At 71.5% G+C, this 18,923-nt stretch carries 17 protein-coding genes; 11 read left to right on the top strand and 6 right to left on the bottom strand.

The window, feature by feature from the left end; all coding sequences use genetic code 11:
- Positions 1–19 precede the first annotated feature (19 nt).
- The 4 genes from ABZ725_RS23035 to ABZ725_RS23020 all read left to right on the top strand — a co-directional run bounded on the left by ABZ725_RS23035 (position 20) and on the right by ABZ725_RS23020 (position 5,860).
- Positions 20–2,833 carry a GNAT family N-acetyltransferase gene (locus ABZ725_RS23035; protein ID WP_358804450.1) on the top strand — a complete coding sequence of 938 codons (2,814 nt, stop codon included), beginning with the start codon at positions 20–22 and terminating at the stop codon, positions 2,831–2,833.
- A 486-nt stretch (positions 2,834–3,319) separates the two neighbouring features.
- Positions 3,320–3,916, top strand: coding sequence for a DUF5998 family protein (locus tag ABZ725_RS23030; protein ID WP_358804538.1), 597 nt, complete (start codon positions 3,320–3,322; stop codon positions 3,914–3,916).
- A complete protein-coding gene (locus ABZ725_RS23025) occupies positions 3,916–5,106 on the top strand; it encodes a nucleotide pyrophosphatase/phosphodiesterase family protein (protein ID WP_358804449.1) in 1,191 nt (396 codons plus the stop codon). Before ABZ725_RS23030 ends, ABZ725_RS23025 begins: the two co-directional genes overlap by 1 nt.
- A 106-nt stretch (positions 5,107–5,212) precedes the next feature.
- On the top strand, positions 5,213–5,860 hold the full coding sequence (locus tag ABZ725_RS23020; protein ID WP_351909609.1) for a thymidine kinase: 648 nt from the start codon (positions 5,213–5,215) through the stop codon (positions 5,858–5,860).
- Between the two features lie 22 nt (positions 5,861–5,882).
- On the opposite strand, the gene ABZ725_RS23015 is transcribed toward ABZ725_RS23020, so the two are convergent.
- Complete coding sequence (locus ABZ725_RS23015) at positions 5,883–6,686, bottom strand: VOC family protein (RefSeq protein WP_358804448.1); 804 nt, start codon at positions 6,684–6,686, stop codon at positions 5,883–5,885.
- A gap of 220 nt (positions 6,687–6,906) precedes the next feature.
- Here ABZ725_RS23015 and ABZ725_RS23010 point away from each other — a divergent pair, with 220 nt between their 5' ends.
- On the top strand, positions 6,907–7,758 hold the full coding sequence (locus ABZ725_RS23010; RefSeq protein WP_358804447.1) for a sulfurtransferase: 852 nt from the start codon (positions 6,907–6,909) through the stop codon (positions 7,756–7,758).
- A gap of 118 nt (positions 7,759–7,876) precedes the next feature.
- On the opposite strand, the gene sepH is transcribed toward ABZ725_RS23010, so the two are convergent.
- From sepH to ABZ725_RS22995, 3 genes are all read right to left on the bottom strand, one after another.
- A complete protein-coding gene (sepH, locus tag ABZ725_RS23005) occupies positions 7,877–8,914 on the bottom strand; it encodes a septation protein SepH (RefSeq protein WP_351909615.1) in 1,038 nt (345 codons plus the stop codon).
- 469 nt (positions 8,915–9,383) lie between these two features.
- Positions 9,384–10,703 carry a D-arabinono-1,4-lactone oxidase gene (locus ABZ725_RS23000; protein WP_358804446.1) on the bottom strand — a complete coding sequence of 440 codons (1,320 nt, stop codon included), beginning with the start codon at positions 10,701–10,703 and terminating at the stop codon, positions 9,384–9,386.
- The gene (locus ABZ725_RS22995) at positions 10,663–11,901 is read right to left on the bottom strand and encodes an MFS transporter (protein ID WP_358804445.1); all 1,239 of its coding nucleotides are present in this window, start codon (positions 11,899–11,901) and stop codon (positions 10,663–10,665) included. Before ABZ725_RS22995 ends, ABZ725_RS23000 begins: the two co-directional genes overlap by 41 nt.
- Positions 11,902–12,173: 272 nt before the next feature.
- On the opposite strand from ABZ725_RS22995, the gene ABZ725_RS22990 reads away from it, so the two are divergent.
- Together ABZ725_RS22990 and ABZ725_RS22985 are read left to right on the top strand one after the other, a co-directional pair.
- Positions 12,174–13,301, top strand: coding sequence for a ferrochelatase (locus tag ABZ725_RS22990; protein WP_358804444.1), 1,128 nt, complete (start codon positions 12,174–12,176; stop codon positions 13,299–13,301).
- A gap of 8 nt (positions 13,302–13,309) precedes the next feature.
- Positions 13,310–14,125 carry an inositol monophosphatase family protein gene (locus ABZ725_RS22985; RefSeq protein WP_351909623.1) on the top strand — a complete coding sequence of 272 codons (816 nt, stop codon included), beginning with the start codon at positions 13,310–13,312 and terminating at the stop codon, positions 14,123–14,125.
- Between the two features lie 72 nt (positions 14,126–14,197).
- On the opposite strand, the gene ABZ725_RS22980 is transcribed toward ABZ725_RS22985, so the two are convergent.
- Positions 14,198–14,371, bottom strand: coding sequence for a hypothetical protein (locus ABZ725_RS22980; protein WP_351909625.1), 174 nt, complete (start codon positions 14,369–14,371; stop codon positions 14,198–14,200).
- Positions 14,372–14,794: 423 nt separating this feature from the next.
- Here ABZ725_RS22980 and ABZ725_RS22975 point away from each other — a divergent pair, with 423 nt between their 5' ends.
- From ABZ725_RS22975 to ABZ725_RS22960, 4 genes are all read left to right on the top strand, one after another.
- Entirely contained in the window at positions 14,795–15,448 is a 654-nt protein-coding gene (locus tag ABZ725_RS22975; protein ID WP_003993508.1) for a response regulator transcription factor, read from the top strand.
- 6 nt (positions 15,449–15,454) lie between these two features.
- A complete protein-coding gene (locus ABZ725_RS22970; RefSeq protein ID WP_351909627.1) occupies positions 15,455–16,705 on the top strand; it encodes a HAMP domain-containing sensor histidine kinase in 1,251 nt (416 codons plus the stop codon).
- Positions 16,706–17,101: 396 nt separating this feature from the next.
- On the top strand, positions 17,102–17,398 hold the full coding sequence (locus ABZ725_RS22965; RefSeq protein ID WP_003993510.1) for a DUF4193 domain-containing protein: 297 nt from the start codon (positions 17,102–17,104) through the stop codon (positions 17,396–17,398).
- A gap of 13 nt (positions 17,399–17,411) precedes the next feature.
- On the top strand, positions 17,412–18,377 hold the full coding sequence (locus tag ABZ725_RS22960; protein ID WP_358804443.1) for a hypothetical protein: 966 nt from the start codon (positions 17,412–17,414) through the stop codon (positions 18,375–18,377).
- Positions 18,378–18,452: 75 nt separating this feature from the next.
- Here ABZ725_RS22960 and ABZ725_RS22955 read toward each other — a convergent pair whose 3' ends face one another.
- Positions 18,453–18,917, bottom strand: coding sequence for a DUF3093 domain-containing protein (locus ABZ725_RS22955; protein ID WP_358804442.1), 465 nt, complete (start codon positions 18,915–18,917; stop codon positions 18,453–18,455).
- Positions 18,918–18,923: the final 6 nt, after the last annotated feature.

The raw sequence follows: 18,923 nt of genomic DNA, 5'->3' as shown, positions 1-18,923 counted from the left end.
GAGCCGTACTCTGGGCCCCATGCAGAGCGCGTCGGACCGGCACGAGTACCCCGCCCACTGGGAGGCCGACGTGGTGCTGCGCGACGGCGGCACCGCACGCATCCGCCCCATCACCGTTGATGACGCCGAGCGCCTGGTCAGCTTCTACGAGCAGGTCTCGGACGAGTCGAAGTACTACCGCTTCTTCGCGCCCTACCCGCGCCTGTCCGCAAAGGACGTCCACCGCTTCACGCACCACGACTTTGTGGACAGGGTGGGACTCGCGGCCACCATCGGCGGCGAGTTCATCGCAACCGTACGCTATGACCGGATTGGTGCCGACGGCATGGCTGCCTCCGCGCCCGCCGACGAGGCCGAGGTCGCCTTCCTCGTGCAGGACGCCCATCAGGGGCGCGGTGTCGCCTCCGCGCTCCTCGAACACATCGCGGCCGTGGCACGCGAGCGTGACATCCGCCGCTTCGCCGCCGAGGTGCTCCCCGCCAACACCAAGATGATCAAGGTGTTCACGGACGCCGGCTACACCCAGCAGCGCCATTTCGAGGACGGCGTCGTCCGCCTGGAGTTCGACCTCGAACCCACCGAGCGCTCCGTCGCCGTGCAGCGCGCGCGGGAGCAGCGTGCCGAGGCCCACTCCGTGCGACGACTGCTGACGCCCGGCTCGGTGGCCGTCGTCGGCGCCGGCCGCACCCCGGGCGGCGTCGGCCGGAGCGTCCTCGGCAACCTCCGGGAAGCCGGCTTCACCGGCCGCCTGTACGCCGTGAACAAGGCCTTCCCCGAGGACCTGAAGGAACTCGACTCGGTGCCCGCGCACCGCTCGGTGCGCGACATAGCCGAACCCGTCGACCTCGCGGTCGTCGCCGTCCCGGCCGAGCAGGTGCCCGAGGCCGTCGCCGAGTGCGGCGAACACGGCGTGCAGGGACTCGTCGTCCTCTCCGCCGGTTATGCGGAGAGCGGTCCCGAAGGGCGCGAGCGCCAGCGCGAACTCGTCCGGCACGCGCGCGCGTACGGCATGCGGATCATCGGCCCCAACGCGTTCGGGGTGATCAACACCTCCCCTCAGGTGAAGCTCAACGCCTCACTCGCCCCGGAGATGCCGAGGCCCGGCCGGATCGGCCTGTTCGCCCAGTCCGGGGCCATCGGCATCGCCCTGCTCTCCCGGCTCCACCGGCGCGGCGGCGGCGTCACCGGAGTCACCGGCGTGTCGACCTTCGTCTCCTCCGGCAATCGCGCGGACGTCTCCGGCAACGACGTCCTCCAGTACTGGTACGACGATCCCGACACCGACGTCGCCCTGATGTACCTGGAGTCCATCGGCAACCCGCGCAAGTTCACCCGCCTCGCACGACGCACGGCGGCCGCCAAGCCCCTGGTGGTCGTCCAGGGCGCCGGTTCCGCCCCCCAGGGGCACACCGTGCGGGCGACGCGGCTGCCCCACGCGACGGTGTCGGCGCTTCTGCGGCAGGCCGGCGTGATCCGGGTGGACACCATCACCGAACTGGTCGACGCCGGCCTGCTGCTGGCCCGCCAGCCGCTGCCGACGGGACCGCGGGTCGCGATCTTCGGCAACTCCGAATCGCTGGGGCAACTGACGTACGACGCCTGCCTCTCCGAGGGGCTGCGTCCGCTGCCCCCGCTGGACCTGACGACGGAGGCGTCGGCGGAGGACTTCCACGCCGCACTGGCGCGGGCGCTGGCCGACGAGACGTGCGACGCGGTGGTCGTGACGGCGATCCCGGCGATCGGCGAGGCGACGCCCGGGGACGGGGAACTCGCCCAGGCCCTTCGCTCGGCCGCGGCCGCGGCGCCCGCCAAACCGGTGCTCGTCGTGCACGTGGAACTCGGCGGCCTCGCGGCGGCGCTGTCCGCCGCGACGAGCACCGCACCGCGCACGGAGACGACCCCACGCGCGCGCGGGGCGACGCAGGACGCCGGGACACCGCAGCCCGCCGCCGTCGAGGCGCCCGAGGGAGCACACCTCATCCCCGCCTACCCCGCCGCCGAACGCGCCGTCCGCGCCCTCGCCGAAGCCGTGAAGTACGCCCAGTGGCGGCGCGAGGCGGCCGACCCCGGCAAGGTGCCCGAGTACGAGGACATCGACGAGAAGGGCGCCGCCGAACTGATCGGCGGGCTCCTCGCGCGCGGGCAGGGCCTCACCCTCGGCACCGAGGAGACCTGCGAGCTGCTCGGCCGCTACGGCATCCGCACCCGCCGGGCGATCCCCGCGCCCACCCCCGACGGGGCCGCGCGGGCCGCAGACGCCCTGGGCTACCCCGTCGCCCTCAAGGCGACCGCCCCGCACCTGCGCCACCGCGCCGACCTGGGCGGCGTCCGCCTCGACCTCGCCGACGAGGAGCAACTGCGCAGGGCGTACGCCGAGTTGACCGAGCTCTTCGGCAGTCCGGAGGAGCTCCGCCCGGTCGTCCAGGCGATGGCGCCGCGCGGGGTCGACACGGTCCTCCGCGCGGTCATCGACCCGGCGGCCGGCGCCGTGCTCTCCTTCGGGCTCGCCGGGGCCGCCTCGCAGCTGCTCGGGGACATGGCGCACCGGCTGGTCCCGGTCACCGACCGCGACGCGGCCTCGTTGATCCGCTCGATCCGGACCGCCCCGCTCCTCTTCGGCTGGCGCGGCTCGACGCCCGTCGACACCCCCGCCCTGGAGGAGCTGCTGCTGCGGGTGTCCCGGCTGGTCGACGACCACCCCGAGGTCGTCGCGGTCACACTGGAGCCGGTCGTCGTCGCCCCGCACGGACTGAGCGTCCTGGGCGCGTCCATACGCCTCGCGCCCCCGCCCGCGCGCGACGACCTCGGACCGAGGACCCTGCCGACGTACTGAGGCGAGCGTTCGGGTCGGCGGCCCGGGCCGCCGACCTCGCCTTCCAGGGGAGCCTGATCGCGCTGTGCCGGCGTCCGGCGTCCCCGGCGGCCACCTCCTTCCTCCCCTCTGCGCTGCTCGGCGCCTTCTTCGCTTCCCGTGCTCCGGGAGCCCCCGCCCGACGGGCTGTCGCGGCTGGACCGGCTCCCCGGCAAAGGTGCCCCGGCAAAGGCCCCCCGGAAACGCCCCCGGCGAACGCCCTTCCGTAGTGGTCGAGTTCGAGGCGGACACGGGCGGGCCGGAACCCGTCTCCTGCCTCGTGCCGGCCGACCGGCCGGAGATCGTCCGGGAGCTCGTTCTCCGGCACGCGCGCGGGGGCCCGGAGCCCGGGCAGCGTGTCGCACCGCGGGCGCGGCCTCCACAGCGGTGACGGATGGGCCCGAGGACGCCGCCGGCCCACCGAAGCGGTCGTGGACCGGTGCCTCGCAGTCAGTGGGTCCCCGTAGGATGGAGGGCATGGCCAAGACCAGTACGACGACCCAGGGGCTGCGCGCGGCGATCGAGCGCAGCGGCTACTACCCGGCCCTCGTGGCCGAGGCGGTGGAGGCCGCCGTGGGCGGCGAGCCGATCCGGTCGTACCTGGTCCACCAGGAGACCACGTTCGACCAGAACGAGGTGCGCCGGCATGTGACCGTGCTGGTCCTCACCGGCAACCGCTTCATCGTCAGCCACACCGACGAGCAGGCCGCCGACACCACCTCCCCGACGCCGTACGCCACGACGTCCACCGAGTCGGTGAAGCTCGGCCGGATCTCCTCGGTCGTCCTCAGCCGCGTGGTCGCCAACCCGGAGTCGTACGCGCCGGGCACCCTGCCGCGCGAGGTCGTGCTGACCATCGGCTGGGGCGCCGTCTCCCGCATCGACCTGGAACCGGCCGCCTGCGGCGACCCGAACTGCGACGCCGATCACGGCTACACCGGCAACTCGACGGCGGACGACCTCAGCCTGCGCGTCAGCGAGGCGGGGGACGGCCCGGAGACGGTGCGCCAGACGCTCGTCTTCGCACAGTCGCTCTCCGAGGCCACCGCGGACGTAACCCGCTGATGGCGCAGTCCACCCACTGGGACTTCCCCGAACCCCTCGCCGTCGGCTCCGCCCCCGTCCCCGAGTACGGCTCCGGCTCCCTCGCCGACCTGCTGCCCACGCTGGCCGCGGGCATGGGCGTACCCGGCACGACCGCGGCGATCGGCGAGCTGGCCCCGGCCGACCGCAACTGCGTCTTCCTGATCGACGGCCTCGGCTGGGAGCAGATCAAGGACCACCCCGAAGAGGCGCCGTATCTGCACGCGCTCCTCGGCAGCTCGCGCGGCGGCACCGGACGTCCGCTCACCGCCGGCTACCCGGCGACCACCGCGACCTCCCTCGCCTCCGTCGGCACCGGACTCCCGCCCGGCGCGCACGGCCTGCCGGGCTACACCGTGCGCAACCCGGACACCGGCGCGCTGATGAACCAGCTCCGCTGGCAGCCGTGGACCTCGCCGACCGACTGGCAGCCGTATCCCACGGTCTTCCAGCTCGCCCACGAGGCGGGTGTGCACGCCGCCCAGGTGTCGTCCCCCACGTTCCAGAACACCCCGCTGACCAAGGTCGCGCTCAGCGGCGGAACGTTTCACGGGCGGCTGACCGGCGAGGAGCGCATGGACCTCGCCGCCGAGCAGCTCGCCGCGGGCGACCGCTCCCTCGTCTACACGTACTACGCCGAACTCGACGGCGCCGGGCACCGCTACGGCGTCGCCTCCGACACCTGGCGCGGTCAGCTCATGTACGTCGACCGGCTCGTCCAGCGCCTCGCCGAGCAACTGCCGTCGCGCAGCGCGCTCTATGTCACCGCCGACCACGGCATGGTCGACGTGCCCTTCGACGACGAGCACCGCATCGACTTCGACGCGGACTGGGAACTGCGCGCCGGGGTCGCCCTGCTGGGCGGCGAGGGCCGCGCCCGCCATGTCTACGCCGTGCCGGGCGCCGAGAACGACGTCCTGACCTGCTGGCGCGAGGTGCTCGGCGAACAGTTCTGGGTGGCCTCCCGGGACGAGGCGATCGCCGCGGGCTGGTTCGGACCCCAGGTCGACGAGCGGGTGCACGCCCGCCTCGGCGATGTGATCGCGGCCGCCCGGGACGACGTCCTGATCATCGCTTCCGAGCGGGAGCCCAAGGAGTCGGCGATGGTCGGCAACCACGGTTCGATGACCCCTGCCGAGCAGCTGGTGCCCCTGCTCGAAGTACGCTCCTGAGGTCCCGGAACCCTCCCAGAACCGTTTCTGCTCCACCGCTGTCCCACCCCTGCTCCGCCCCTGCTCCGCCCTTGATCCACCTTCACCGAAAGGCGTTCGACTCCCCATGCCCGAGCTCGTGTTCTTCTCCGGAACCATGGACTGCGGGAAGTCGACGCTGGCTCTCCAGATAGAGCACAACCGCTCCGCGCGCGGGCTGCAGGGCATGATCTTCACCCGCGACGACCGGGCGGGCGAGGGCAAGCTGTCCTCCCGGCTCGGCCTGGTCACCGACGCGGTCGAGGTCGAGGACGGTCAGGACCTGTACGCCTCCCTCGTCGACCACCTCTCGCAGGGCGGCCGCGCGGACTATGTGATCGCGGACGAGGCGCAGTTCCTCGCCGAGGAGCAGATCGACCAGCTCGCGCGCGTGGTCGACGACCTGGACATCGACGTCTACGCCTTCGGTATCACCACCGACTTCCGCTCCAAGCTGTTCCCCGGCTCCCAGCGGCTCGTCGAGCTCGCCGACCGCGTGGAGGTCCTCCAGGTCGAGGCCCTGTGCTGGTGCGGCGCCCGAGCCACGCACAACGCACGCACGGTGGGCGGGGTGATGGTCGTCGAGGGCGCGCAGGTCGTCGTCGGCGACGTCGACCAGGCGGACACGGTCGGCTACGAGGTGCTGTGCCGACGCCACCACCGGCGTCGTATGACCTCGGCGTCGGCCCGGGCGGCAGCCCTGTCGCCGGACGTGCTGCCGGTGCAGCAGGTCTAGGACCGGCTCCGGGAACCGCCCCTCACCGCACTCCCTGGAGCAGGGAGAACCGGGCCCCCTCGGGGTCGGCCACGGTCGCCACGCGCCCGTGCGCGCTGTCCCGGGCCGGCTCTAGGACGTGCCCCCCGAGGCCGACGACCTGGGCGAGCGCCGCGTCCGTGTCGGCCACCTCGAAGTACGTCGTCCAGTGCGGCCCCTGGTCCCGGGGCAGTGCGGGCCCCACGCCGTGGATGCCGGCGACCGGGCGGCCGGCGACGTTCAGCGTCACGTAGTCGAAGTCGGCGGACACGGCCGCCTCCTCGTCGTAGCCGAACACCGTCTCGTAGAACTTGCGGACGCCCGCGGTCTCGAAGGTCGTCAGCTCGTACCAGGCGGGGGTGCCGGGCACGCCGGTGATGCCGGTGCCGATGTGGGCCGCGGCCTGCCAGACGCCGAAGACGGCGCCGGAGGGGTCGGAGCCGATCGCCAGGCGTCCGGCGGCGGAGGCGTCCAAGGGGCCGACCCCGATCGTGCCGCCGCACAGCCGGACCGTTTCGGCGGTCGTGTCCACGTCGTCCGAGGCGAGATAGGGCGTCCAGGCGACGGGCAGATGGCGGTCCGGGGCCAGTTGACCGATCCCGGCCACCTCCTGTCCGTCGAGCAGCGCCCGCATGTAGGGGCCGAGCTGATGCGGACCGGGCTGGAACTCCCAACCGAACAGCCCACCGTAGAAGTCCTGCGTCGCGGTCAACCCGTGCGCCATGAGACTCACCCAGCAGGGTGTACCGGGTGCATACCGAGCGTGTGCTGCGCCGAACGGGCCGGTCGACCCGCCTGCCTCGGTCATCGTCACTCTCTCCTCGGCCACTCCTGGTGGCCGCTTCGCTTCCGCCCTCGGAGGATGCCTGATGGGGGGTTTCTCAACGGTTTACGCGCGGTTGTCGCTGTATGTCGATCGCATGTACGGCATGTGCTCGACTCCGCACGCCTCGTGATCGGGCCGGTCCGGCCGAGCAGAGTAGCCGGACATGAGCGACGGGGCCACCCCGTGCGCCAGGATGGTGGGCATGAACGCCATCATCACCGCATCGGAACTGGCCGGCGACCTGGCGGGGGACCGCCCGCCTGTCGTCCTCGACGTCCGCTGGCAGCTCAGCGTGGCCAAGGCGACGGGGGAGCCGCCGTTCGACGGCCGGGCCGCCTACGGGGCCGGACATGTGCCGGGCGCTGCCTACGTGGACCTGGACCGGGAGCTCGCGGGAGCGTCCGGCGGGGGTGGCCGGCACCCGCTGCCGGACCTCGCGGAGTTCGGCGCGGCGATGCGCCGGGCGGGTGTCTCGGCCGGCCGTCCGGTGGTCGTGTACGACGGCGGACAGGGCTGGGCGGCGGCACGCGCGTGGTGGCTGCTGCGCTGGACGGGTCACCCGGACGTGCGGGTCCTCGACGGTGGGTTGCCGTCGTGGCAGGGCGACCTCTCGGTCGACGTCCACGCGCGCGTGGAGGGCGACTTCGAGCCGGCGCCGGGCGCCGCGGGCCTCCTCGACGCGGACGGGGCCGCGGCCCTCGCCCGTTCCGGAGTGCTGTTCGACGCCCGCGCGGGGGAGCGGTACCGGGGTGAGGTCGAGCCGATCGACCGGGTCGGCGGGCACATCCCGGGCGCCGTGTCCGCGCCCACGAACGACAATGTGGGCCCGGACGGCCGCTTTCTGCCCGTCGAGGACCTGAGGGACCGCTTCAAGGCCCTGGGGGCGTCGGACGGCACCGAGGTCGGCGTGTACTGCGGCTCGGGCGTCTCCGGCGCCCACGAGGTGCTGGCGCTGGCGGTCGCGGGGATCCCGGCGGCCCTGTACGTCGGGTCCTGGTCGGAGTGGTCCTCGGACCCGTCCCGGCCGGTCGCCGTAGGCCCCGACCCCCAGTGACCCGACACGTAAGGGAGGGCCGCACCGAACAGGTGCGGCCCTCCCTTACGTATGTACCGTCGTGCGAACCGAAACCCGCGAACCGGCGGACGCCCCGGGCGAGTTGCCCGAGGGCCGCTTACTCCTGCTTCTTCCGCCGGGTGCCGAACACGATCTCGTCCCAGCTCGGCACCGCGGCCCGGCGGCCCGGACGGACGCCGTCCGCCTCGGCCTGGCGGTCGGTGGCGCCGATGAGACGGTCGCGATGGCTTCCGACGGAACGCGGCATGAGGACGTCCGCGTAGGCGGAACCGGCGGAGGCGGCGGGCGCCGGGGGCTCCTCGGCGACGGGCTCCTGCTCGTCGGGCTCCTCCGTGACGGGCTCGGCCGGGCGCTCCGGGACGACCATGTCGCCCCGGAAACTCGGCACCGCCTCCAACAGACTGGTCAGCGAGTCGCGTTCCCGCTCGGCCGCGCTCTCCTCGGTCGGCTCGGACGGCTGGGCGGGCAGGCTCGGCCGGTCGAGGGTGCGGTCCAGCGGACGGTCACGGGGCAACCGCGCGATACGCGGGACGAAGGGAAAGCTGGGCTCGGGGGCGGCCAGGTCGTCGGACTCGCCGATGAGCGAGCGCGCCTCGTCGTCGACGGCCTGGACGAGCCGCCGGGGCGGGTCGTACGTCCAGCTCGCCGAGTGGGGTTCGCCCGCGACCAGGTAGACCAGCAGGACCTCCCAGGTGCCGTCGTCGCGGCGCCACGAGTCCCACTGGACGGTGTCCTTCTCGGCGCCGCGGAGCAACAGCCGCTCCTGGACGGCCTCGCCGAGCTGTGGCCCGGCGTTCTCTCCGGGCCGACGGACCGGAGTCTTCCGGGCCCGCTCGGCCATGAAGGCACGCTCGGCCAGCACGGGGCCCTCGAAGCGGCGCACACGGTCGACAGGGATGCCGGCCATCTGCGCGACTTCTTCCGCGGTCGCACCGGCACGTATACGTGCCTGGATGTCGCGGGGGCGGAGATGGCTCTCCACCTCGATCTCGATCTGGCCGAGGCGGGGACGGTCGCCGCGTACGGCGGCGCGCAGACGCTCGTCGATCGGCAGCGTGTACTCCGTGCTGTCCGCAGCCTTCAGCACCAGCCGTGTGCCGTCATTCGAGACGGCCACGACACGCAGTTCGGGCATGGGGACCTCCCGGGTGGTGCCTGCCGACGTCACGTGCGTCGCTGCTTCCGCTAGTCGAGTGTGGCCTGCCCGGGTGCAGCCTGCCACAACCTTGCCGAGTTGCCCGGCGTGTCGGGCACAGGCCCTGCCTCGCCGTTATGGCACGGTTACCTATTCGCCACGCTGAGTCACCAACACCATCACCCTGTGCAACTGACCCCCCTTCAGGTGGTCCGGCGAGGCTCCGGACATCCTGGCGGGAGACCGGGCCCAGGGCTCGCAACAGTACTCCATTTGGGCCACGTGCGTGGATTGGCGCGCCACTCAACTTCTGGCAAGAGGTGGGACTTGGCCGCCTCTTGCGGACTTTTTGCGATCTTGAAGGTGGTGTACTTCACGCAATCTCCCGAAGGTTCCCGATATGCGCGAATGGCCTGATTCGCGCGAAGTGACGGGTGCTGTCGGCCGCGGAGTCCGCTCCCGGAGTGCGCTACGCCCCCAGAACCCTCCGCAAGTAGTCGTTCTGGAACCGGCGGTCGGGATCCAGCCGGTCCCGCAGCGCCGTGAACTCGCCGAAGCGCGGGTAGACACCGGCGAAGTACTCCGCGTCCCGGGTGTTCACCTTGCCCCAGTGCGGCCGGCCCTCGTGCGCGGTGAAGATGCGCTCCGCGGCGGTGAAGTACCCCTGATACGGCGCGCCCTTGACCATGTGGACGGCGATGTACGCGCTGTCGCGGCCGGAGGCGGTGGACAGGGTGATGTCGTCGGCGGGCGCGGTGCGCACCTCCACGGGGAAGCTGACCCGCAGGCGCGAGCGTTCGACCATGGACTTGAGCTCGCGCAGCGTCTCGGTCACCGCCTCGCGCGGGATGGCGTACTCCATCTCCACGAACCGCACCCGGCGCGGAGAGGTGAAGACCTTGTAGGGGATGTCGGTGTAGGTGCGCGCGGAGAGGGCCTTGCTGGAGACCCGGGCGATCGTCGGGATCGTCGCGGGCGCCGCGCGCCCGACCCACTGGGCCACCTGGAAGACGCCGTTGGAGAGGAACTCGTCCTCGATCCAGCCCGCGACCTGGCTCACCGGCTTGCGTGGGCCGGCGCTGCGGTTGTTGCGCTTGGTGTTGGTGCTGCCGGTGTGCGGGAACCAGTAGAACTCGAAGTGCTCGTTCTCCGCCCACAGTTCGTCGAAGTCGGCGAGGACCTTGTCGAACGGCATCGGCTCCTCGCGCGCGGTGAGCAGGAAGATCGGCTCCACGGCGAAGGTGATGGCGGTGACGATGCCGAGCGCGCCCAGGCCGATCCGGGCGGCCGCGAAGACCTCGGGGTTCTCCTTCTCGGAGCAGGTGAGCACCGAGCCGTCGGCCGTGACCAGTTCCAGGCCCTTGATCTGGGCGGCGATCGACGCGGACTCGCGGCCCGTGCCGTGGGTGCCGGTGCTGGTGGCCCCGGAGACCGTCTGCTCCATGATGTCGCCCATGTTCGTGAGCGACAGGCCCTCGCGCGCGAGGGCCATGTTGAGTCTCTTGAGCGGCGTGCCGGCCTCCACCGTGACGGTCAGGTCGTCACGGTCGATGTTGCGGATGCCGGTCAACAGTTGAGGGCGGATCAACACGCCGTCCGTCGCGGCGATCGACGTGAAGGAGTGGCCGCTGCCGACGGCCTTCACCTTCAGCCCGTCCTCGGCGGCCCGGCGCACGGCCTCGGCCAGTTCGTCGACGGAGGCGGGCGTGACCTCCCGCGCGGGGCGTGCGGCGACGTTGCCGCCCCAGTTACGCCACGTGCCGTTCTTCCCGCTCGCTGTGCTGCCCAACGGTGCCTCCCCGACCCGGAGCCGGCCTGCTCAGCCGGCGGTACCCCAGGAAACCGACCGCGACCGCGACGGCTCCGGACACTGCCGGAACCCCGTACCCGGCTCGCGCCCCGGCCGCGTCGATGACCCAGCCGGCGATGGCGGAGCCGAGCGCGACCCCGACCGCGAGCCCGGTGCTGATCCAGGTCATGCCCTCGGTCAGTTGTGCACGTGGTACGTGCTCTTCGATGAGGGACATCGTGGTGATCATCGTGGGAGCGATGGCCAGGCCCGCAACGAACAGCGCCACGGCCAGAAACGGCAAGTTTCCGACCAGTAGGAGGGGGATCATACTCACGCCCATCATGAACACGCCCAGCAGCCAGCGACGTTCCGGGGCCCCCTTGAGGTGCAGCAGGCCGAACACGAGCCCGGCCACGCACGAACCGGCCGCGTACACCGCCAGGACGATGCTGGCGGCGCCCTTGTGGCCCTGCTCGTCGGCGAAGGCGATGGTGACCACGTCGACCGCCCCGAAGATCGTTCCGGTCGCCACGAAGGTGGCCACCAGGACCTGCAGGCCCGGCGAGCGCAGTGCCGAACCGTCGGCACGCTGCTCGCGCGGGTGCGGCTCGGGCTCGGTGGCCCGCTGGGCGGTCAGCCAGAAGACGCCGACGGCCAGGAAGCACCCCGCCAGCAGCGGTCCGGCCTCCGGGAACCAGACGGTGGACAGACCGATGGAGATGATCGGCCCGAAGATGAAGCACACCTCGTCCACCACGGACTCGAAGGAGTACGCCGTGTGCAGTTGCGGGGTGCCCCGGTACACGGCCGCCCAGCGGGCCCGGATCATGGCGCCGAGGCTGGGCACGGTGCCGATGCCGGCGGCGCACACGAACAGCGCCCAGTCCGGCCACTCGAAGCGCGCGGCCAGCAGCAGCCCGGCCGAGGCGGCGAGCGCGACCAGCGTCGCCGGGCGCAGCACCCTGCGCTGACCGTGCAGGTCCACCAGACGCGAGATCTGCGGTCCGAAGGCGGCGGCCGCCAGCGCGATGGTCGCCGACAGCGCACCCGCCAGCCCGTAGCGGCCCGTGAGCTGGGAGACCATCGTGACCACGCCGATGCCCATCATCGACAACGGCATCCTGCCGAGGAACCCCGCGGCGGAGAAGCCCTTGGAGCCGGGTGCGGCGAACAGGGCGCGGTACGGGCTGGGCACGGTGGTCTCCGGTGGTCCGGCTCACGCGCGCGTGGCGGCTCGGCGCGGTGTGAGGGAAGGCGGTTCGTCGGGACTCGGTGACGCGTGCGGTGAGTCCGGCGGAACCGGTAAGGCGTGAATACGGCTCATACAGCTTACGAACTTAGGCAACCCTAACGCACTGGTGTGCGAGATCGGCCCTCCCGTCTGCCCCTCCCGTCCGTCCTCCCGTCCATCCTCCGTCCGTCCCCCGCCGTTTTCCGGCTGTCGGAGGCGGGTGGCAGGATCGACTCATGCGAGACGTGCTCGACGCCACCCCCTACGACGCCCTGCTCCTGCTCTCCTTCGGCGGCCCGGAAGGCCCGGACGACGTGGTCCCGTTCCTGGAGAACGTGACGCGCGGGCGCGGCATCCCCAAGGAACGCCTCAAGGAAGTCGGGCAGCACTACTTCCTCTTCGGCGGGGTCAGCCCCATCAACGACCAGAACCGCGCCCTGCTGGACGCTCTGCGCAAGGACTTCGCCGACCACGGCCTGGACCTGCCGATCTACTGGGGCAACCGCAACTGGGCCCCGTACCTCACGGACACCCTGCGCGAGATGGTCGCCGACGGCCGCCGCCGCATCCTCGTCCTCGCCACCAGCGCGTACGCCTCGTACTCCGGCTGCCGTCAGTACCGCGAGAACCTCGCCGAATCGCTCGCGGCGCTGGAGGCCGAGGGCCTCGCACTGCCGAAGGTCGACAAGCTGCGGCACTACTTCAACCACCCCGGCTTCCTGGAACCCATGATCGAGGGCGTGCTGCGCTCGCTGGCCGACCTTCCCGAGGACGTCCGTGACGGCGCGCACCTCGCCTTCTCGACCCACTCGATCCCGAACGCGGCCGCGGACGCCTCCGGCCCCGTGGAGGACCACGGCGACGGCGGCGCGTACGTGAAGCAGCACCTGGACACCGCGCGGCTCGTCGCCGACGCCGTCCGCGAGCGCACGGGCGTCGACCACCCCTGGCGGCTCGTCTACCAGTCCCGCTCCGGCGCCCCGCACATCCCCTGGCTGGAGCCGGACATCTGCGACCACCTCGAGGAGCGGCACGCGGCCGGCGTCCCGGCCGTCGTGATGGCCCCCATCGGCTTCGTCTCCGACCACATGGAGGTCCTCTACGACCTCGACACGGAGGCCAAGGCCAAGGCGGAGGAGCTCGGCCTGCCGGTGCGCCGCTCGGCCACCGTCGGCGCCGATCCGCGCTTCGCCGCCGCGATCCGCGAGCTCGTCCTGGAACGCGCGCAGGCGGAGAGCGGCGTGAAGGTCACTCCGTGCGCCCTCGGAGAGCTCGGCGCGAGCCACAACCTGTGCCCGGTCGGCTGCTGCCCCGCCCGCGCTCCCAAGCCCGCCGCCGCGGGCGCCGACAGCCCCTACGCGTGAGGAACGGCGTGACCGACCCCCTGCACACGGAACTGCTCGAACTCGCCCGGGAAGCCGCCCGCCGGGCCGGTGAGCTGCTGCGGGACGGCCGTCCGGCCGATCTCGCGGTCGCCGCCACCAAGTCGAGCCCCATCGACGTGGTCACCGAGATGGACATCGCGGCCGAGAAACTGATCACGGGCCTGATCTCGGAACACCGTCCCGAGGACGGCTTCCTCGGCGAGGAGGGCGCCTCCAACGAGGGCACCAGCGGCATCCGCTGGGTGATCGACCCCCTCGACGGCACGGTCAACTACCTCTACGGCCTGCCCACCTGGGCCGTCTCCATCGCCGCCGAGCAGGACGGCGACACCGTCGTCGGGGTCGTCGAGATCCCGATGCGGGGCGAGACGTTCCACGCCGTGCGCGGCGGCGGGGCCCGGGGGAGAGGCGGCTGGGCGGGCGAGCGGGTCCTGTCCTGCCGTCCGACGGCGCCCCTCGAACAGGCACTGGTCTCCACCGGCTTCAACTACGTCACCGAGGTCCGCGTCCACCAGGCCGACGTCGCCCAGCGGCTGATCCCGCTGGTGCGCGACATCCGGCGCAGCGGCTCGGCCGCGGTCGACCTGTGCGACGTGGCCGCGGGCCGCCTCGACGGCTACTACGAGCGCGGGCTGCACCCCTGGGACCTCGCGGCGGGCGACCTGATCGCCCGGGAGGCGGGCGCGCTGACCGGTGGACGGCCCGGAGAGCGCCCCGCACACGACCTTGCGATCGCTGCCACCCCCGGCGTCTTCGAGCCCCTCCAGCGGCTGCTGGAGGACTTCGGCGCCTGGCACGACTGAGCCGCCCTCGCTCGGACACGCGAAGGGGCCCCGGCGCTGGATTCGCCGGGGCCCCTTCGTCATGCGAACTGCTCAGACGCTTGTCGCGCCGACCTCCACACCGTGCTCGGCGGCGAGGCGGCGCAGGTCGTCGAGCTCGGCCTGCTCCACCTCGACGAGGAAGTCGTCGCCCTCGTCGCGAGCCCGCGTCAGGTCGGACTCGGTCGCCCTTATGCGCTGCAGAAGTCCTGCGGTGAATGCGTCCATGCTGCGCCCCCTCGTCCTGGGTCGTGGGTCATGGGTCGATGGCACGGGGGTGTGCCGGGTTGGGAAGGGGCGATCACGTCTCCAACAGGTGCCCAGCGCTGCCCTGCCGGGCGGCGACGGTGCCGGACACCCACGCCCACTCTGCGGCAAGTGGATCGCAGCGTGCCGCATGGTGCTGCGGCACATGCAGAGCGTGATCGCGGGGTGTAAAGCCGTCCTCCCCCCGCTCCCTTCCACGGAAACCTCAACCCGACGAGAAAATCTCTCATTCCCGGGCTTCACACCCGTCCTTCATCTCCCTCCCACCGCCTTACCGCCGACTTATGGCCGAAAAGGGCAGGATGGAAGCCCACACTCACCAAGGCCCCTGCCCGCATGCGCTCACGGAGCGCTACGCGGGTGGACACAGGAAGGACAAGCGACGTGCGCGTACTCGTCGTCGAGGACGAGCAACTGCTCGCCGATGCGGTGGCCACCGGACTGCGCCGGGAGGCCATGGCCGTCGACGTCGTGTACGACGGTGCGGCCGCCCTGGAACGCATCGGCGTGAACGACTACGACGTGGTCGTCCTCGACCGCGACCTCCCCCTCGTGCACGGCGACGACGTCTGCCGCAAGATCGTCGAGCTCGGCATGCCCACGCGCGTGCTGATGCTCACCGCCTCCGGCGACGTCAGCGACCGTGTAGAGGGCCTGGAGATCGGCGCCGACGACTACCTCCCCAAGCCTTTCGCCTTCAGCGAGCTGATCGCACGCGTGCGTGCCCTCGGTCGGCGCACCAGCGTGCCGCTGCCGCCCGTCCTGGAACGCGCCGGCATCAAGCTCGACCCCAACCGTCGCGAGGTCTTCCGCGACGGCAAGGAGGTCCAGCTCGCGCCCAAGGAGTTCGCCGTCCTGGAGGTGCTGATGCGCAGCGAGGGAGCGGTGGTCTCCGCGGAGCAGCTTCTCGAGAAGGCCTGGGACGAGAACACCGATCCCTTCACCAACGTCGTCCGCGTGACCGTCATGACGCTGCGCCGCAAGCTGGGCGAACCTCCGGTGATCGTCACCGTGCCCGGTTCCGGCTACCGGATCTGATGCGACATGGCCGCGACACCCGCGCCGCCCAAGGCGCCCCCGAAACCCACGTGGGATCCCAGGGGCCCGCAGCCCGCGCTCCCGTGGCTGCGTCCGACCATCCGGATACGCCTCACACTGCTGTACGGCGGGATGTTCCTGATCGCGGGCATCCTGCTGCTGTCGATCATCTACCTGCTGGCCGCGCAGGCCATCAACACGGGCAACCAACCGCCGTTCAAGATCGTGGACGGCAACGAGGTCAGCATCACGAGCGCCTACTGCCCGGCCGTCAACAACGCGACCAACGTTCCGCTGGACACGTTCAACTCGGCGATCAGCAACTGCATCGACCACCGGCGCCAGGCGGCCCTGGACAACCTCCTCAGCCGCTCCCTGCTCGCTCTCCTCGGCCTCGCGATCATCGCCTTCGCCTTCGGCTACGCGATGGCGGGGCGCGTCCTGTCGCCGCTCGGCCGGATCACCCGCACCGCGCGCGCGGTGGCGGGCTCGGACCTGTCCCGCCGGATCGAGCTGGACGGCCCGGACGACGAGCTGAAGGAGCTGGCCGACACCTTCGACGACATGCTGGAGCGGCTGCAGCGCGCCTTCACCGCCCAGCAGCGCTTCGTGGGCAACGCCTCGCACGAGCTGCGGACGCCGCTCGCGATCAACCGCACCCTGCTCGAAGTGCACCTCTCCGACCCCGGTGCGCCGGTGGAGCTGCAGCAGCTCGGCAAGACGCTGCTGGCCACCAACGAGCGCAGCGAACAGCTCGTCGAGGGTCTGCTGCTGCTGGCCCGCAGCGACAACCAGATCGTCGAGCGCAAGCCGGTCGACCTGGCCGAGGTCGCCGAGCAGGCAATCGATCAGGTGCACGGGGAGGCGGCGGCCAAGGGAGTGGTGATCCGGGGCGAGCAGAAGCCCGCGGTCGTCCAGGGCAACGGCGTGCTGTTGGAGCGGATCGCCCTGAACCTCGTACAGAACGCCGTACGGTACAACGTGCCCGAGGGCGGCTGGGTCGAGGTGACCACCGAGGTCCAGCACGGCCAGGCAGTCCTGGTCGTGTCGAACACCGGGCCGGTTGTGCCGGCCTATGAGATCGATAATCTGTTCGAACCCTTCCGTCGGCTGCGTACGGAGCGGACGGGCAGCGACAAGGGCGTCGGGCTCGGCCTGTCCATCGTGCGGTCCGTGGCGCGGGCGCACGGCGGCCATATCGCGGCCCAGCCGCGTGAAGGGGGTGGGCTGGTGATGCGAGTCACCTTGCCTGTCTGAGATCATTGCGCCGACACCCGCGGGGATGTTCGCTTTGCGCGGAATTTTCTGGGCTCCTACTCGGCTTTCCCGTGTGTGATCGATCACAAGGGCGAATTTCCGGCCATCTACTCTCCGTGATCATGAATGTCGCCGTAAGGCCCGGAAAATCCGGGTTTTCGGGGGTCCTGATCACGGGAAGTACACGGTGAGACGCCTTTGAAGTGCGGCATTCGGACCGTGTACGGTCCCGATCGCCATCCACGCCGATCACTCGTGAGGAGTTCGGTTGGGTGTCGATTGAGTAACAGACCTTGATGTGAGGCAAAATCTCCGCCTCGAGGCGGGCACAAGTCCGGCCTCTCACGCGTTACGTGCGCTGGAGACACCGCAGACACCCAGAGGGGGAGAGGCGAAATGGCTACCGATTACGACACCCCACGCAAGACCGATGACGACGTGGATTCCGACAGCCTTGAAGAGCTGAAGGCCAGGCGGAACGACAAGTCCGCCTCCGCAGTCGACGTCGACGAGTTCGAGGCCGCGGAGGGGCTCGAGCTGCCCGGTGCAGACCTCTCCAATGAGGAGTTGGCTGTCCGGGTGCTGCCGAAGCAGCAGGACGAGTTCACCTGCATGAGCTGCTTCCTGGTGCACCACCGCAGCCAGCTGGCCCGGGAGAAGAACGGTCAGCCGATCTGCCGCGACTGCGACTGAGGACGGGTCGGCCGTGACTGGCTCGACCCCTCCTCGGAAGCGCCGCTTCCCCCCGTGGGGAACGGACAAAGGGCCCTCCCGTGGCCCTCACGGCGTGCGTGACGACGAGCGAGGCTCATCCGGTAAGGGAGCGATCCCTGCAGGATCGGCCTCGCTCGAACCCGCGACCGACCGGGGTGACCGCCCGGTGCCGACGCGGAATGCCGCCCCCGTCGCCAGGCGACGGGCGGCGGTCATCCGGGAGAAGGCCACCGGCCTGGCCCGGGAAGGCGTCCGCAAGGGCGGTGACCGCGCCAGGGCGGGGCTGGCGCACCTCGCCGACCGGATCATCGAGATCGCCCCGCGGATCCCCGTACGGGACCTTCAGACGCTCCGCAGACAGTTCCCGGGCCTCGGCCCCGAGCAACTCGCGGACAAGCTCGTGACGGGCGCGGCGAACGCCACGTCCACCGTCGGAGCGGGCATCGGGGCGGCGGCGATGCTTCCCGTGCCGCCCGCGATGCCGACCGAACTGGCCGCGGAGATCACCGGGGTCGCTGCGGTCGAGCTGAAACTGATCGCCGAACTCCACGAGGTCTACGGCGTGCGACCTCCTGGCAACCTCAAGGACCGCAGTACCGCGTACCTGCGCTCCTGGTCGGGCGAACGCGGGATCGACGTCATGAAGCCGGCGTCGGTCAATTCGGCGCTCGGCGGCCAGATGAAGCGCGAGCTGCGCCAGCAGATCATGAAGCGCATGGTCCGCGACCTGCCGAACCTCATGCCGTTCATGGTCGGCGCCGCCGTCGGAGCGGTCATGAACCGGCGGGACACCAGACGGGTGGCCGCGAAGGTCCGGGCCGACCTGAGGAAGATCCAGGTGCCGTGGGACGAGCTGCCCGAACTGCCGCCGCTGGAGAAGCCGGCGGATCCACTGGCCGTCGGGGAGATCCCCGAGAACCCCTTGAACCCCGAGAACCCCAGAGAGCTCGGGGGCTGACCGGCTTCCGGGGCTGAGGTCTGCCGAGGCCGACGCAGGTCTGCCGGGGCCGGCCGGCGACTCCGGGCGCTTCGGCTAGGCGGTCGTCTCCCGTGCCGCCTTCAGGGCCTGCGCCAGGCGCTCCGGCTCCCGCGTCGACAGGTACAGATACGGCGTGGGGTCGGCCGGGTCGGTGACCTCGACCTTCAGCGCCGTCGGGATGTAGGCGCGCAGCAGCAGGAAGGCCCGGGTGTCGGCCTTGTACGTGCGCCAGGCGCGCGCCTCCTCCGGGTCCAGGATCTCCGCCTCGCCCAGGGCCGTGACCGGGATCTTCGCCTCGCCCGCGATGAGGGAGTCGCCCACCACGCGGATGCGGAGGGAACCGTAGGAACTGGCCACGACCGCCGCGGCCGCGGTGCCGCCGACCAGGCCGCCGAGCAACGGCAGAGTGCCGAAGGGCAGCAGGATCAGGGCCATGGAGACGCCCACGAGGAACGAGACGAACCACCAGGAGCGGGGGGCGGTGAGGCGTTCTTCGTACGGGGTGGCGGAGAGCTGCATGAAGCC

Source organism: Streptomyces sp. NPDC006872 (assembly GCF_040635845.1).
GTDB lineage: Bacteria > Actinomycetota > Actinomycetes > Streptomycetales > Streptomycetaceae > Streptomyces.
Note: the sequence above shows the minus strand (reverse complement) of the source record. Positions and strands in the feature narration are given on the sequence as shown.

What these genes read in the sequence shown, in the direction of transcription:
- ABZ725_RS23035 (WP_358804450.1), top strand. Translation starts at nt 20, where the DNA reads ATGCAGAGCGCGTCGGACCGGCACGAGTACCCCGCCCACTGGGAGGCC.
- ABZ725_RS23030 (WP_358804538.1), top strand. Translation starts at nt 3,320, where the DNA reads ATGGAGGGCATGGCCAAGACCAGTACGACGACCCAGGGGCTGCGCGCG.
- ABZ725_RS23025 (WP_358804449.1), top strand. Translation starts at nt 3,916, where the DNA reads ATGGCGCAGTCCACCCACTGGGACTTCCCCGAACCCCTCGCCGTCGGC.
- ABZ725_RS23020 (WP_351909609.1), top strand. Translation starts at nt 5,213, where the DNA reads ATGCCCGAGCTCGTGTTCTTCTCCGGAACCATGGACTGCGGGAAGTCG.
- ABZ725_RS23015 (WP_358804448.1), bottom strand. Translation starts at nt 6,686, where the DNA reads ATGACCGAGGCAGGCGGGTCGACCGGCCCGTTCGGCGCAGCACACGCT.
- ABZ725_RS23010 (WP_358804447.1), top strand. Translation starts at nt 6,907, where the DNA reads ATGAACGCCATCATCACCGCATCGGAACTGGCCGGCGACCTGGCGGGG.
- sepH (WP_351909615.1), bottom strand. Translation starts at nt 8,914, where the DNA reads ATGCCCGAACTGCGTGTCGTGGCCGTCTCGAATGACGGCACACGGCTG.
- ABZ725_RS22990 (WP_358804444.1), top strand. Translation starts at nt 12,174, where the DNA reads ATGCGAGACGTGCTCGACGCCACCCCCTACGACGCCCTGCTCCTGCTC.
- ABZ725_RS22980 (WP_351909625.1), bottom strand. Translation starts at nt 14,371, where the DNA reads ATGGACGCATTCACCGCAGGACTTCTGCAGCGCATAAGGGCGACCGAG.
- ABZ725_RS22970 (WP_351909627.1), top strand. Translation starts at nt 15,455, where the DNA reads ATGGCCGCGACACCCGCGCCGCCCAAGGCGCCCCCGAAACCCACGTGG.
- ABZ725_RS22965 (WP_003993510.1), top strand. Translation starts at nt 17,102, where the DNA reads ATGGCTACCGATTACGACACCCCACGCAAGACCGATGACGACGTGGAT.
- ABZ725_RS22955 (WP_358804442.1), bottom strand. Translation starts at nt 18,917, where the DNA reads ATGCAGCTCTCCGCCACCCCGTACGAAGAACGCCTCACCGCCCCCCGC.